This window comes from Martinezella lusitana, from assembly GCF_016901135.1.
GTDB lineage: Bacteria > Pseudomonadota > Alphaproteobacteria > Rhizobiales > Rhizobiaceae > Rhizobium > Rhizobium lusitanum_D.
The window spans coordinates 724,377-738,484 of record NZ_JAFEVL010000048.1 but is presented as its reverse complement, the minus strand read 5'-3'; the positions used below and the strand labels follow the sequence as shown (position 1 = coordinate 738,484).

The following is a 14,108-nucleotide window of genomic DNA, read 5'->3' as shown; positions in this document are numbered from 1 at the left end:
TCTCTCGCTTAAGGCGTGAATGCTGTTGCAGATGTATCGGATACCGGCTTGGAAGCAAAGCGCCGCTCGCGCCAGAGAATGTAGAGCCCGGAGCCGATGATGATGAGGATGCCGAGCCATTTGATCGCATCCGGAAAGTTGTCGAAGACCAGCCAGCCGAAGATCGTCGCCGAGACGATCTCGAAATATTGCAGGGGCGCAAGCGTTGAGGCTGGCACGGCACGATAGGCGTGCACGGTGAGGATGCCGGCGGCGGCTGCGCTGGCGCCGACGCCAAGCAGAAAGAGCATGGCAATCAGGTCCGGCAGGACGGGATCGAGGATGGCAGAGCCGGTCGCATGGCCAATCGCAAGCAGGATCAGGCTGAAGCCGATGCCCCATATGCCGGTTTGGAACTGCATCGACCATGCATCCTCGCTATGGGAGACGACACGCGTGATCATCACGTAGACGGCGATGCAGAGTGCGGTGACGACGGGCAAAAGCGCCACGAAGCCGACCTCTTCGAAGCTCGGCTGGATGATCAGCATCGCGCCGAAAAAACCGACGGCGCAGGCCGTGTAGCGCCGCCAGCCGATGGTTTCCTTGAGGAAAATGCTGCTGAGAATGGTCAGCATCATCGGCTCGACGAAAAAGATGGCGATGGCATCGGCGACTTCCATGACTTGCAGCGTCGTCACGAACGAGACCATGGACAGCGTCAGCACACCGGCGCGGATGGCATGCACGCCGCTGCGACGCCATGTCCATACGCCCCATTGTCCCCGCATGGCCATCATCGGCAGCGCAAAGAGCGACTGAAAGATGAAACGCGCGGCGGTGACTTCAGCCGGCGGAATGGTGGCTGCCGCGAGCTTGGAGAATATGTCGATGATCGGCGAGAGGACGACGGAGAGGAACATCATCAACAAGCCGAAGGTCAGCTCCGACTGCGGCAATCGGAGCGAGGAGCCGCTGCTGGCGTTCATTGAAGAGTTCCTTTGAAAATCAGTTCCTTGCCGTCACCTTCTCACACCAGTCGGCAAAGTCGGAAATGGCTTGCGCGGCGCCGATTTCGTTCAGCGTCTCGTGCCGCATATCCGGATGGATCGCGGTTGTAATATGAGAGAAGCCCGCGCTTTTCAAATGGTTTGACAGCCAGGAAATCGCTTTTCCCTTGTCCGTCGCCGGATCCTTGCCGCCTCCCGTCAGATGGATCGGCATGTCACGCCGTAGCCGGTCGAGATAGGTTTTCTGTGGGGCGCGAAAACTGAGCTCGAATATGTCAAGCCAGAGCGAGACGGATGCATCGAAGCCGCAGAGCGGATCGGCGATGTATTTGTCCACCTGCTCGGGAACGCGTGAAAGCCAGTCGAACTCGGTGCGGCGGTTTGGGATGGATTTGCCCCAGGTACCGAAGGTCAGTTTCGGCAACGGCCCGCTGGGGACGTCCGATCCTTTGAACATGCGCTCCGTCTTCAGGATGAGCTGGGCGGCGCGGCCGGCGAGGCCCGGATTGAAGTTGGAGTTCCAGACCGTGACGGCATCGAATTTGTCCGGATGTGTGACGACCGCGTTGAGGCTGATCAATCCTCCCATGGAGTGACCGAAGAGAATGATGGGCAGGTCGGGATGGGCTGTCGCGGCAAGCTCGCGCATGGCCAGCACATCAGAAATGACCTGCCCGACGCCGTTTCTTCGTGCAAAGCGCCCGATTGGAGCGTCGGCAGCAATGGTTTCGCCGTGGCCGCGATGATCATGGGCATAGACATGAAAGCCGTGCGCGGCCATGGTTTCCGCGAAAGCTGCGTAGCGGCGTGAATGCTCGGCAAGGCCATGAGATATCAGGAGGATGCCGCGTGCATCGCCTTTTGCCGGCGAATGACGATAGGCAATCGTCGCGCCCGTCGGGCTTTCCAGGCGTTGCGTTTCGACGAACATGCATGGTTCCTCCCCATTTGGACGAAAGGTCATCATTCGGTTGATTGCAATGGACAACGATCGAAGCCCACAGAAATAAATCTTCCCAAGCCATGTGATTCAGGGTTGCATCTACGCAACCAAACTGCTTATTTGTTCCTATAATGTTCTAATTGGAGGCATGAAATGAAGCATTTGCTTCGGATATTTGCGGTTGTGCTCCTTTCGGTCGGGGCGATCGCCAGCGCGGCGGCGCAGGAGCAGAGCAGAGGGCGGACGCGCTTTATCCTGGCGGCGAGCTGGGAACCGGCATTTTGCGCGACGAACCAGAAGAAGGCGGAATGCCGGAACCAATCGTCGAGCAATTACGATGCCACGAATTTCTCACTGCATGGCCTCTGGCCGATGCGGCAGGAATATTGCGACGTTTCGGACGATTTGAAACAGGCCGACCGCAGCAGCGATTGGAAGGATCTGCCGGCAGTGCAGCTGTCGCAGGATGTCAAGGCAAAGCTCGACAAGGTCATGCCGGGCACCCAGTCCGGCCTCGAACGCCATGAGTGGATCAAGCACGGCACATGCACGAAGCTTAGCGCCGATCAGTTTTTCTCGACCGCGGCCGGTTTGATCGCCGAACTCAATGCATCGGCCGTGCGCGATCTTTTCGCTGAGAATATCGGCAAGGAGCTGGATGCCGAAACCATCATGGCCGCCTTCGACCAGAGCTTCGGCGAGGGCGCCAATGCGCGCATCAAGATGAGCTGCCGCCGGGTCGGCAATATCAGGATGATCTCGGAATTGACGATCGGCCTCTCCGAAGATGCGATCGATCCGCAGCAGGGCGGCGAGCCACGGCTTGGTAAACTGATCCAGGGTGCCGGCAGCACGTCGTTCGGCTGCGATCGCGGCGTGGTGGATGCGGCCGGTTTCTGAGGAAATACGGGCTTTATGACGCGGATAATGCCCTCGGACAAGGTTTCGCCGTTGCCCGAGGGCGGGGTTTCGCCTACATAGCGGCACAATTCACAATGTTGTCCGCCCGTGGAGTAACCCAAGCTATGGCACGTCAGTTCATTTATCATATGGCCGGTCTGAATAAGACCTATGGCGCCAAGAAAATTCTCGAGAATATCCATCTCTCCTTCTACCCCGACGCCAAGATCGGTATTCTCGGTCCGAACGGTGCGGGTAAGTCGACTGTGCTGCGCATCATGGCCGGTCTCGACAAGGAATATACCGGCGAGGCCTGGCTCGCCGACGGTGCCACCATCGGCTATTTGGCGCAGGAGCCGCAGCTCGATCCGGCGAAGACGGCGCTCGAAAACGTCATGGAAGGCGTTGCGGCGAAGACTGACGTCCTCAATCGTTACAACGAACTGATGATGAACTATTCCGACGAGACGGCGGAAGAGGGCGCTAAGCTACAGGACATCATCGACAGCCAGAATCTCTGGGACCTGGAAAGCCAGGTTGAGATGGCAATGGACGCGTTGCGCTGCCCGCCTGGCGATGCCGACGTCACCAAACTTTCCGGCGGCGAACGCCGTCGTGTGGCGTTGTGCAAGCTGCTGCTGTCGCAGCCGGACGTGCTGCTGCTCGACGAACCGACCAACCATCTTGACGCCGAAACCATCGCCTGGCTGGAAAAGCATCTGCGTGCCTATCCGGGCGCCGTGCTGATGATTACCCACGATCGCTACTTCCTGGATAACGTCACCGGCTGGATCCTCGAACTCGACCGCGGTCGCGGCATTCCCTACGAAGGCAATTACTCCTCGTACTTGCTGGCGAAGGCGAAGCGCATGCAGCAGGAAGGTCGCGAAGAGGCCGGTCGCCAGAAGGCGATCGCACGCGAACAGGAATGGATTGCTTCCAGCCCGAAAGCTCGCCAGTCGAAGTCCAAGGCCCGTATCCGCGCCTATGACGAGTTGGTCGATGCCGCCGAGAACCAGCGTCCCGGCGATGCGCAGATCATCATTCCGGTCGGTGAGCGTCTCGGCCAGGTCGTCATCGAAATGGAAGGCATCAACAAGGGTTATGGTGACCGGATGTTGATCGAAGGTCTGTCGCTGAAGCTGCCGCCGGGTGGTATCGTCGGCGTCATCGGTCCGAACGGCGCCGGCAAGACCACGCTCTTCCGCATGATCACCGGCCAGGAAACGCCGGATAGCGGCAGCATCCGCATCGGCGACAGCGTTCATCTCGGCTATGTCGACCAGAGCCGTGATGCACTTGATGGCGGCAAGACCGTCTGGGAAGAGATCTCCGGCGGCGCCGAAGTCATCAAGCTCGGCAAGTATGAAATGAATTCGCGCGCTTATTGCGCGACTTTCAATTTCAAGGGTGGCGATCAGCAGCAGAAGGTCGGCAACCTCTCCGGCGGTCAGCGCAACCGCGTGCACCTTGCCAAGATGCTGAAGGCCGGCGGCAATGTGCTGCTGCTCGACGAACCGACCAACGACCTCGACACGGAAACACTCGGCGCACTGGAAATCGCGCTTGAAAACTTTGCCGGTTGCGCCGTCATCATCAGCCACGATCGCATGTTCCTCGACCGTCTGGCGACCCACATCCTCGCTTTCGAAGGCGACAGCCATGTCGAATGGTTCGAAGGCAACTTCGAGGATTACGAGCAGGACAAGATGCGCCGCCTCGGCGTCGACAGCATCAATCCGAGCCGCGTCACCTATAAGCGCCTGACACGATAAGCTTCTGCTTTGCTCTTCGAAAACCCCGGCTCGACCGGGGTTTTTGTTTATCCTGCGGCGGCATCCGGTGTTCCGTTTTCGGCAGAAACTAACAGATTTCCGACGTCAAACCGCGTCGGCGGCCGTTTGGCTCTTGCAGAATGCGCCCAAATCACATAAAGATATCTTTATATCTTGATTGGGTGTGGAATGACTGATGTTGTGAAGCTCGGCTTGGATGAGGTTGTGGACGTGCTGAAGGCCGTCGGCGAGCCGACGCGGCTGCGGCTACTGGCACTCCTTGCCGCCGGCGATCTGACCGTCACCGATCTTACCGAAATTCTTGGCCAATCACAGCCCCGCATTTCACGGCATCTGAAACTGCTTGGAGAAGCGGGCCTGATCGACCGCTATCAGGAAGGCGCCTGGGCCTATTTCCGCCTGAAGCAGGACGGCAAGGCCGTGATGATGGCACGGACGCTTCTGCGCCATACGGCCGAGAAGGATTCCGTGCTGTTGCGCGACGGGGAGCGTCTTGCTTCCGTGAAGCGCATTCGCGCCGAGCGCGCGCAGGCCTACTTCAGCCGGAATGCCGCCGAGTGGGATGAGTTGCGCCGTCTGCATGTCGCCGATGAGGATGTCGACAAGGCGCTGATCGAATTGATCGGCCCGCAGCCGATCGATTCCTTTCTCGATCTCGGTACCGGCACGGGCCGGATGCTGCAGCTGTTGGCGGGTCACTATCGCCGCGCCATCGGCATCGATGCCAGCCGCGACATGCTGGCCGTAGCCCGCGCCAATCTCGACCGTTCCAACATCATGGCCGCGTCGGTACGTCAGGGCGATATTTTCAACCTGCCGCTCGAGCAGCAGGATTTCGATCTGATTACCATTCACCAGGTATTGCATTTCCTTGATCAGCCGCAGATCGCGGTTGCGGAAGCGGCGCGAATGCTGCGGCCCGGCGGCCGTCTTGCCATCATCGATCTCGCGCCGCACGGGCTGGAATATCTGCGCGATGAACATGCGCATCTGCGTCTCGGTTTCTCGCATCAGACCATATCAGATTGGCTGAAATTGGCCGGGCTCGATGTCGAGCAGGTACAGGACCTTCATTCGGGGAGGGAAAGCGGTCAGGCGTTGACAGTCACGATCTGGCTGGCGCGCGACCCGCGGTTGCTGATGGCAGCCGAGCAGGACCGCCAATCGTCCCCCATTCTTGCCGGGAGAGTTTGACATGTCTTCTAAATCCGAAAATGGCCAGGGCGGTATCCGCATTTCCTTCGAGTTCTTCCCGCCAAAGTCGGAAGAGGCCGAACAGCAGCTATGGAATACGGTTTCCGAACTGAGCGAATGGGAGCCGGAATTCGTTTCGGTGACATATGGGGCGGGTGGATCGACCAAGGCGCCGACGCTCTCGGCCGTGCGAAAGATGATCCATGAGACGCCGTTCACGACTGCTTCGCATCTGACCTGCGTCGGTGCGACGCGCGAGGATACGCATCGGGTGATCGACGAATTTCTCGCGACCGGCGTTCGCCGTTTCGTCGCCCTGCGCGGCGACCCGCCGGGCGGCGTCGGTTCCGCCTACCAGCCGCATCCGGGTGGCTATGCCAATGCCGCCGAGCTGGTGGCCGCGCTGCGCGAGCGCGGGGATTTCGATATTTCCGTATCGGCCTATCCGGAAAAGCATCCGGAGAGCCGCGATACCATAGCCGACATCGATATGCTGAAGCGCAAGGCTGACAACGGAGCAGACCGCGCCCTGACGCAGTTCTTCTTCGATAATGATGCTTTCGAGCGCTATCATGATCGCGTTCGCGCAACCGGCATCAAGATACCGGTCGTGCCGGGCATCATGCCGATCCAGAATCTGACGCAACTGAAGCGCTTTGCTGGCGCCTGTGGTACCAGTATTCCGTCCTGGCTCGATGAACGTTTCGACGGTCTCGACGAAAATACCGATGAGCGCGCCAAGGTCGCGGCCGATGTCGCTGCCGAACAGATCCAGGATCTGATGCGTCGCGGCATTCACGAATTTCATCTCTATACGATGAACCGCTCGCCTCTCGTTTCCGCCGTCCTCGAGCGGCTGGGCCTCCAGCGCAAGATGAATGCTCGGGCAGGCGCTGCCGCCTAAGATATGTTCCAGGCAACACATGAAAAAGCGCATGTCCCTCCCGGGCATGCGCTTTTTTAATAGAATAGTCGTTTTGTTAGCTTTTCGGAGTTCGGTCGCCTGCGGTGTTCGCCTTGCCGTTAGATGAAAAGCATCGTTACGACGAAAACGAAGGCCGCACCGACCACTAGGACGTTGATGGATCGCGTCAATCCCATGTCTTCCTCCTCAGTCAGCCGTTAAATTTTATGTCGAAAATGTGTCGCTTGGAAAGGAAATTCGATGCTGCGGCGCGGTATGCGGCTCGGGTGTCGATTCAGCATCTTGCCGTAGCGATCTGAATTTATGGGGTAAATTCTATTTTGCGTCATAGGGGCCGGCTGTGAATAAACGTAAGGGCACCAGGTGCTCGCGACCGTGGATGACGTATTTCCCCGGTGGAAGCTGTGATGAGGATCAAATTGTTCCGGTTCGTGTGCCGCGCCTCATCCATGCGTAGAACCGGCCATCGAGGATAAGCAGGCCCGCACCAATCAGCAGCATGCCGGCGATTTCGGGGCCGCCTAGCCGTTCGCCCAGGAAGAGAAAGCCGAGCAGCATGGCGCTTGGCGGCACCAGCAGGGTGACAAGCGAAGCGTTCGTCGCGCCGGCAAGCGCCATGATCCGAAAATAGAGGATGTAGGCGAAGGCAGTCGACAGCAGGGCGAGGCCCAGAATGGCTGCTATCGCGGCGGCCGGCGGCGTCGCGAGAGTCCAAGGCTGGTCAACGGTCAGGGCAACCGGCAACATGATGAGCGAGGAGCCCGTCAGCTGGCCAGTCGCGACAACGGTCGGCGCTATGCCTTTGAAGCGTTTGGCGTAGATCGCCGCAAAGCCATAGGAGATTGCCGCGATGATCGGCAGCAGCAGCGCCCAGAAGGGCACCGAGGCACTGTTCGTCACGCTTGGGGCAAGCAGGACTGCCGTGCCGACAAGCCCGATGAGGCAACCTGCGAGCTTGGCTGGGGTTAGGCGTTCATCGGTCGTCAGCTGATTGCCGATCAGGACCGTCCAGATCGGCGTGGTCGCGTTGAGGATCGAGGCAAGCCCGGCACCCATCTGTGTCTGGCCGAAGAAGATCAACGCATGCGGCACCGCATTGTTGATGAGGCCGAGTAGCAGGAATTGCCGCCAGTGGCTGCGCAACAGCGGATAGATACTGAACCGGCCGGCGATGTAGAGATGCAGCGCCACGGCCGCCAGCGACAGACGCAGAAGGACGAGCGTAAGCGGTGGGACATGGTGAACGGCGATACGGGCGAAGAAGAACGAACCGCCCCAGATCAGCCCGAGCAATAGCAGCAGGCCCCAGGTGAGTGCACTCATTCGGTTTTCGCTGTCCATCGCCGTTCCTCCCGTTTCGGCTCATGTAAGCCGGGAGAAAGCGGAGCTCCACCCGTTTCTTGCGACATCGGGCAGAATGGGTTCCTCTGAGCGGTTCGGGGAGAGAGGAGCTCAAATAAAAAAGGCAGCTTGCGGCCGCCTTTTCGATAGAGAGGCAGGAAAACTCAGAGTGCGCCAAGCAATGCCGAAGTCGCCCAGCCATCGGCCGGCATGCCCAGGCGGAACTGCTCCTTCTGGATGGCGATGCGGGTGCCGGAGCCAAGAATGCCGTCGATCTTGCCGACATCGTAGCCACGCGCCACGAGCTTGGTCTGAAGCGATTTCATATCGACATCGTTCAGGCCTGCTTCCGGCGTGCCCTTGTTGTAGGGCGGAGCGCCCGCGAAACGGGTGGCGAAATAGGCGGCCGATGTCGTGTAGATGAACGACTGGTTCCATCCGAGATAGGCGTTGTAGTTCGGATAGGTCAGGAAAGCCGGGCCCTTGCGGCCCTGCGGCAGGATGAGGGCGGCCGGCAACGAGCCGAAACTTGTGTTGCCGTCGCGCGGCTGGACGCCGAGCTTGAACCAGTCGGCGGCGGTGAGCGTGCCGCCGATGCCGGATTTCTCCCAGGGCAGATTATCGGGCACCGTCACCTCCTGCAGCCAGGGCTGGCCGCGCTGGAAGCCGAGATGCTGGAGGAATCTTGCCGTCGTCAGAATGACGTCGGGCGCGCTTGTCTTCAAATTGACATGACCGTCGCCGTCCCCATCGGTGCCGTAAGCGATGATATCGGGCGGCAACATCTGTGTCTGACCGATTTCGCCGGCCCATGCGCCCGTCGTGGTCGCCGGGTCGACATCGCCACGTTGCACCAATTCGATCAGCGCGATCAGGCGCGGGCGGAAGAAGTCCGGCCGGCGGCAGTCATGTGCGAGGGTGACAAGCGCGTTGCGGGTGTTGAAATTGCCCTGAACGGCGCCGAAGTCGGTCTCCATGGCCCAGAAGGCGGTGATGACCCCGGGGGCGACGCCGTAGTCATTTTCAGCCTTGGCAAAAACGTCGGCATACTGCTTCATCTTCTGGCGGCCGATATCGAGGCGACCCTGGCTGACGGTGCGCTGCGAGAATTCGAGGAAGGTCTGGCGGAATACGCCCTGGCTGCGGTCCATGGCGAGAACCTTGGGGTCGATCTGCGCGCCGGCCAGCGTCTTGTCGGCAGAGGCGGCATCCGCGCCGGCTGCAATCGCTTCGGCCTTCACACCAGCCAGGAAGGGTGCAAGATCACCGCCGCAAGCCACCTTGGGAGCGCTAGCGCCATCCGTGCTCGGTGCGGCGGCTGGGGCCGCGCCCTGAGCCATCGCCGCGCCGGTCATGGCTGAGGCGAAGATCAACGCGAGTGCGCTGCGTCGAATGGTGTGACGGTCCATGGGCGATCCTCTCTAGTGATAGAATAGGGTCGCTTTCACAGAAGATTGTGACATAAGCAAGAGAGAAATAGCGTCTGTCTCAAGAATTTCCTTGCTTCTGTACTGCCGCGACCCAGTTGTGCCAATTTTGCTCGGAACCGGCGAAAACATTGATATCCGTCGGCCCCTTGATGCCAGGGATGATCCCGGTGGACGTATACTGCCAAAAGGCCCAGCTGCGATCCGCGTAAATCTCCTTGGGATGCTTCGCGACCGAGCGGACCCAGAACTGATAGTCCTTGAAGTAACCGACAAGATTTTCGCGATGGAAGTCGACCGACGTATAGATGATCGGTCGCTTGCCGTAGTAGGCTTCCAGGCGATCCATGAAGCGCTTGATTTCCGTCCGCACCGTTTCCGGGGCCGGTCTGGTGCGGCAGGTAGGCGAGCCGGGATTCCATTCGACGTCGACAACAGGCGGGAGCGCCATGGCATCCTTCGGCACGTTGCGGATGAACCAATCGGCCTGATCGTCTGCGGTCGAGCAGAAATAATAGAAATGATAGGGCGCGTGCAGTAGTCCTGCGGCGCTCGCTTCCTGCCAGTATTCGGTAAAGCGTGGATCGATCCGGTCTGTGCCTTCGGTCGCTTTGATGAAGGCAAAGGCGACGCCCGAGCTCTTGACGGCTTGCCAGTTGATGTCGCCCTGCCATTTGGAAATATCGATGCCGTGGATGGGATGGCGCTGTGGATGGTCGCGGCCAAAATCCTGCGGCTTCGTATCGCTGAACCTGGTCTTGGGAAGCGAGGCCGTCGAGAAGGCATCATAGCCCATCGTGCAGCCATTCAAAAAAAGGGCAAGCGGCAGTAAGCACAACAGAAGCCGGCGCATGAGTATCCCGTTATGACGCGAGTGATCTGGCTGCCCCAAGGGTTGGCTTCCGTATTGTGGTCCCCGAAAATCCAAAAGAGCGGCAGGCCAAGCTGCTGTCAGCCGGCCTTGCCACTTTATTCACCATATCAACGTAAAAATTGCGTTATCTTCAAGCAAATTCTTATGCTTGGCGCGCCATGTCGCCGGATTTCGCCCGAATTCCGCCGCTGCTTATGCGGCTTGCTTGGCGACGACGGCTCTCCAGGCGTAGCCACGACCGATCTTTTCGGTCTTGAGCGTCATGCCGCGCGCCTTGGCTTTCTCTTCCAGCACCGTCAGAAGATCGGCGCGGGGGGTGACGTGGAATTTCTTCAACCAGCCTTTGAGAAGGGTCCGGAACCAGCCCGGCAGACCTTCCTGCTGGCCAAAATCGACGACGTGCAGTTCGCCACCAGGGGCGACGGCACCAAGCGATGCATCGATCGCGCTCGTCCAATCCGGGATCATCGACAACGCGTAGGAAACCATCACGCGGTCGAATCCATCAGTGCCGAAATCGGTGGGTGAAAATGTGGTGGCGTCTGCAACGCGAAAATCCGGCATCTGCTTCAGGCCGCGAAAATTGCTGCGCGCCGAAATCAGCATCTCCTGCGAGATATCAAGGCCATAAAGCTTCGCGGAAGGGAAATGCCGGTAGGCCAGCAGCATGTTACGGCCCGTACCGCAGCCCACTTCCAGTAGTGAGCCACCCAAGGGCACGTTGAGCTGCTCAATCGTGCGGTCGCGCCCGAAGAGATAGTATTTGCGGGTCAGGTCGTAGATATGCCGCTGATAACGGTACATGCCGTCCATCAGGTTTGCATGATTGTTCGAGCTGGTTTCCGTGCCCGTATCCGCCTGGCTCACGCTTTTTTCCCGTAGATGTGGAAGCCGCCATAGATCGCCGAACGATCGCGCGCGTTGAGCTCCTGCGAACGCTCTTCGAAATAGACCCATTGATCACGGATGGCCGGTGATAGGCGGCCCTCGATGATGCTCTTTTCCGCAGCCGTGCGGAAAATCACGCGAGCGCCTTCGCGCGCCGTGCGGGTGATTTCCGCCCAGAGGCCGTTTAGCTGCTCATCGGTCATCCAATCCTGCGCGTCGAGCAAGACGTAACGGTCGCGGGAGGCTGCGGGCTTGGAGGCCAGGAGTTCGGTGAAGTTGGCGTGATGCACGTCGACGCGGTCGGCATTGGCGCGGATTGCGGCATAATGCTCCGGTCTGAGGTAGGTCGGCAGGGGACCCTGATGCTGGCCGGCGTAGCGGCGCGCGAACGCCTGCCATGCAAAATAGTTGTCGCGCATCGGGAAGTGGCATGCCAGCTTTTCCAGGCGGTGCTTCAGCACGGCCGAGATCGAATCGTCACCGGCAAGGCTCGCAAGCTCGTCATATTGCTGGGGCGGAATGCCGAGACCGAAGAGCGAGCTCTTGCGACCGAGCAGCCAGCGAACCGCCGGCCTGTCGAAGATCGGGGCGATCTCGTTTTCGAAGAACTGGCGCTGCTCGCGGAGGGTACGGGCTTCCGTCATCCCGGCAAGGCGCACGCCGTGCAGGCGCGCCAGCACGTGGGCGGCACCGATGAAGCGGCCGAGGAGACCGGTCTTGTAAATGTTGCGATTGAAGACCGTGACGCGGCGGCGACCATACATGTCGCGGCCACCCCAATAGGAAGCGGTGGCTTCGTCCAGCCGCGGCGCGATGAACTGGTCGTAGGCCTGGCTGTTGGCGGCAACGCCTGGCGTGCCGAAGAAACGCACCAGATCCGCATGGCCGGGTAGCAGCCGGAAGGCGGCGAGCTTCAGCTTGTTCAAAGCAATGTGGTGGCGGTTGAGATCGACGACATCGATCGAGGAAGGGCTCTGCGACAGGTAGGCGAGCATATTGCAGCCGCCCGAGCCAATGGTGACGATGCGGTGATGTGGCTGGAGCTCCATCGCCTCCATGTCGACATCCGGATCCTCCCAGATCTGCGGATAGACAAGACCGGAAAACAGCATGCCGAACAGGCGCTCCGAAAGGCCGGCCTTGGACAGCGCCTTATGTTGCAGCAGAGCGTCCTTGAGTTTCCGGTTCTTTTGGAGACCGGCATCCGGGGCGAATTCCGTCATCTGAGTCTTGTCACCAATTTGTCAGGGTTCAGCGCGTTTAACCCGGCAATGCTACAGTCTGATGACGCGGGCTGTTGGCAGATTCGCTCGAGATATGGCCTTGCACATATTTGCGTGGCCGCAGCGACGATAGCTCTTTCATCTTGCTGCGTTTCCTGCTTGTCTCCGCCTACCTTTTGGAGGGTATGTGAAATGCGTTTGATATCGAGAGTGATCGGAGCATTTGTTGTTTTGCTGCTGATCATTGTCGCAGGCGGAGCCGTCTGGCTCTCTGTTTACCCGCCGGAATTGCTCAGGGTCGGCGATGGCTATGCGGCCAAGATGGTGTGTTCCAACACATTTGTCGCCAAACGGGATCCGGATCAGGTGTTGGCGGATGACGTGCAGGCACCGGGCAATCCGGCATTGAAGCTTATCCATGTTTCGGTCGACCGCGACGAGGGCGTCGTCAGAGCGCGCTTCCTTGGAATGTTTGCGCCCAATTATGCACTCTATCGCGGTGCGCTTGGCTGCACGACGGTGCCCGATGGTGATCTCCAGGCAGCGCGCAGCGCGGTCTTCCTGAACAAGCTGAAGGCGCCGAAGAGCGATGCGCTCTGGCCCGACGGCAATACGGTCACGCTTGGTTCGGGTGAGCAAGACGCCAAGTTTGCTAAGCTGGTGGCAAACCCCGATCTTGCCGGGCCAGCAATGCGCGCGGTTGTCGTCGTCAAGGACGGGCACATCGTAGCCGAGGCCTATGGCGACGGCTTCAGCGAGGCAACGCCCCTGATTGGCTGGTCCATGACGAAAACAGTCAATGCCGCCATCATCGGCCGCCTCATGTTGGCCGGCCGCATGTCTTTCGACGACCAAAATCTCCTGCCGCAATGGAGCGGCGACGCGCGCAAGAATATCAAGCTCAGCGATCTTCTGGCCATGGAAAGCGGCCTTGCCTTCAACGAGGCCTATGGCAACGTATCGGACGTGACCCGCATGCTTTATCTTGAGCCGGACACGACCAGCATCGTGGCCAATGCGCGCGAGGTGGCCGCGCCTGGAGAACGCTTCAGCTATTCCAGCGGTACGGCAACGCTACTCTCAAGGTTGTGGATGAATCGGCTTCCGAACCTGAGTGCGGCCATATCCTATCCGCGTGAGGCGCTTTTCGGGCCGCTTGGCATGCACAGTGCGGTGTTCGAGGCAGATGAGCGCGGCACCTATGTCGGCAGCTCCTATCTCTACGCGAGCGCTCGCGATTGGGCGCGTTTCGGGCAATTCCTGCTCCAGGATGGCGTCTGGAAAGGACAGCGCCTGCTGCCGGAGGGCTTTGTCGGGGCCATGCGCACGCCGACGACGGCTTCAGAAGGGGTCTATTCGCAAGTTCAGGCCTGGCTTGCCGGCCCCGGCGGCTCGAACGCGCAATTCGGCCTGCCCGCGGATACGTTCTGGATGAGCGGTCACGATGGCCAGACTGTTGCCATCGTTCCTTCGGCCAATCTCGTTGTGGTGCGTATGGGATTGACGCCGGCCTGGGCGGATTACAGACCGCAAATTCTGCTCAAGCGGATCATGGATGCAACAAAGCCGGCCACGAACTAGGCCGGCTTTCCACGCTCCTACGCAAAA

Annotated in this window: 12 protein-coding genes; 5 read left to right on the top strand and 7 right to left on the bottom strand. The window is 59.7% G+C overall.

What is annotated here, in order from left to right; all coding sequences use genetic code 11:
* Nucleotides 1–8: 8 nt before the first annotated feature.
* Entirely contained in the window at nt 9–968 is a 960-nt protein-coding gene (locus tag JTP94_RS24350) for a DMT family transporter (protein WP_204852976.1), read from the bottom strand.
* Between the two features lie 19 nt (nt 969–987).
* Complete coding sequence (locus JTP94_RS24345) at nt 988–1,920, bottom strand: alpha/beta fold hydrolase (protein ID WP_204852975.1); 933 nt, start codon at nt 1,918–1,920, stop codon at nt 988–990.
* 165 nt (nt 1,921–2,085) lie between these two features.
* On the opposite strand from JTP94_RS24345, the gene JTP94_RS24340 reads away from it, so the two are divergent.
* From JTP94_RS24340 to metF, 4 genes are all read left to right on the top strand, one after another.
* The gene (locus JTP94_RS24340) at nt 2,086–2,832 is read left to right on the top strand and encodes a ribonuclease T2 family protein (RefSeq protein WP_204852974.1); all 747 of its coding nucleotides are present in this window, start codon (nt 2,086–2,088) and stop codon (nt 2,830–2,832) included.
* Between the two features lie 125 nt (nt 2,833–2,957).
* Nucleotides 2,958–4,607, top strand: coding sequence for an energy-dependent translational throttle protein EttA (ettA, locus tag JTP94_RS24335; RefSeq protein ID WP_204852973.1), 1,650 nt, complete (start codon nt 2,958–2,960; stop codon nt 4,605–4,607).
* 189 nt (nt 4,608–4,796) lie between these two features.
* A complete protein-coding gene (locus JTP94_RS24330) occupies nt 4,797–5,822 on the top strand; it encodes an ArsR/SmtB family transcription factor (RefSeq protein WP_047558106.1) in 1,026 nt (341 codons plus the stop codon).
* A gap of 1 nt (nt 5,823) precedes the next feature.
* Nucleotides 5,824–6,726, top strand: coding sequence for a methylenetetrahydrofolate reductase [NAD(P)H] (metF, locus tag JTP94_RS24325; protein WP_204852972.1), 903 nt, complete (start codon nt 5,824–5,826; stop codon nt 6,724–6,726).
* A gap of 435 nt (nt 6,727–7,161) precedes the next feature.
* On the opposite strand, the gene JTP94_RS24320 is transcribed toward metF, so the two are convergent.
* From JTP94_RS24320 to JTP94_RS24300, 5 genes are all read right to left on the bottom strand, one after another.
* The gene (locus JTP94_RS24320; RefSeq protein ID WP_204852971.1) at nt 7,162–8,088 is read right to left on the bottom strand and encodes a DMT family transporter; all 927 of its coding nucleotides are present in this window, start codon (nt 8,086–8,088) and stop codon (nt 7,162–7,164) included.
* Between the two features lie 164 nt (nt 8,089–8,252).
* Entirely contained in the window at nt 8,253–9,497 is a 1,245-nt protein-coding gene (locus JTP94_RS24315; RefSeq protein WP_204852970.1) for a lytic murein transglycosylase, read from the bottom strand.
* Between the two features lie 79 nt (nt 9,498–9,576).
* The gene (locus JTP94_RS24310) at nt 9,577–10,368 is read right to left on the bottom strand and encodes a GH25 family lysozyme (protein WP_204852969.1); all 792 of its coding nucleotides are present in this window, start codon (nt 10,366–10,368) and stop codon (nt 9,577–9,579) included.
* A gap of 213 nt (nt 10,369–10,581) precedes the next feature.
* Nucleotides 10,582–11,256, bottom strand: a complete 675-nt coding sequence (locus JTP94_RS24305; RefSeq protein WP_409456626.1) for a class I SAM-dependent methyltransferase — start codon at nt 11,254–11,256, stop codon at nt 10,582–10,584.
* Nucleotides 11,253–12,500: a DUF3419 family protein gene (locus JTP94_RS24300; RefSeq protein WP_204852968.1), complete on the bottom strand. Its 1,248-nt coding sequence runs from the start codon at nt 12,498–12,500 to the stop codon at nt 11,253–11,255. The genes JTP94_RS24305 and JTP94_RS24300 overlap by 4 nt, the downstream gene beginning before the upstream one ends.
* Nucleotides 12,501–12,692: 192 nt before the next feature.
* On the opposite strand from JTP94_RS24300, the gene JTP94_RS24295 reads away from it, so the two are divergent.
* Nucleotides 12,693–14,081 (top strand): serine hydrolase, encoded by a 1,389-nt coding sequence (locus JTP94_RS24295; protein ID WP_204852967.1) that lies wholly within the window; start codon nt 12,693–12,695, stop codon nt 14,079–14,081.
* Nucleotides 14,082–14,108 lie beyond the last annotated feature (27 nt).

What these genes read in the sequence shown, in the direction of transcription:
- JTP94_RS24295 (WP_204852967.1), top strand. Translation starts at nt 12,693, where the DNA reads ATGCGTTTGATATCGAGAGTGATCGGAGCATTTGTTGTTTTGCTGCTG.
- JTP94_RS24340 (WP_204852974.1), top strand. Translation starts at nt 2,086, where the DNA reads ATGAAGCATTTGCTTCGGATATTTGCGGTTGTGCTCCTTTCGGTCGGG.
- JTP94_RS24350 (WP_204852976.1), bottom strand. Translation starts at nt 968, where the DNA reads ATGAACGCCAGCAGCGGCTCCTCGCTCCGATTGCCGCAGTCGGAGCTG.
- metF (WP_204852972.1), top strand. Translation starts at nt 5,824, where the DNA reads ATGTCTTCTAAATCCGAAAATGGCCAGGGCGGTATCCGCATTTCCTTC.
- JTP94_RS24345 (WP_204852975.1), bottom strand. Translation starts at nt 1,920, where the DNA reads ATGTTCGTCGAAACGCAACGCCTGGAAAGCCCGACGGGCGCGACGATT.
- JTP94_RS24330 (WP_047558106.1), top strand. Translation starts at nt 4,797, where the DNA reads ATGACTGATGTTGTGAAGCTCGGCTTGGATGAGGTTGTGGACGTGCTG.
- JTP94_RS24315 (WP_204852970.1), bottom strand. Translation starts at nt 9,497, where the DNA reads ATGGACCGTCACACCATTCGACGCAGCGCACTCGCGTTGATCTTCGCC.
- JTP94_RS24320 (WP_204852971.1), bottom strand. Translation starts at nt 8,088, where the DNA reads ATGGACAGCGAAAACCGAATGAGTGCACTCACCTGGGGCCTGCTGCTA.
- JTP94_RS24300 (WP_204852968.1), bottom strand. Translation starts at nt 12,500, where the DNA reads ATGACGGAATTCGCCCCGGATGCCGGTCTCCAAAAGAACCGGAAACTC.
- ettA (WP_204852973.1), top strand. Translation starts at nt 2,958, where the DNA reads ATGGCACGTCAGTTCATTTATCATATGGCCGGTCTGAATAAGACCTAT.
- JTP94_RS24310 (WP_204852969.1), bottom strand. Translation starts at nt 10,368, where the DNA reads ATGCGCCGGCTTCTGTTGTGCTTACTGCCGCTTGCCCTTTTTTTGAAT.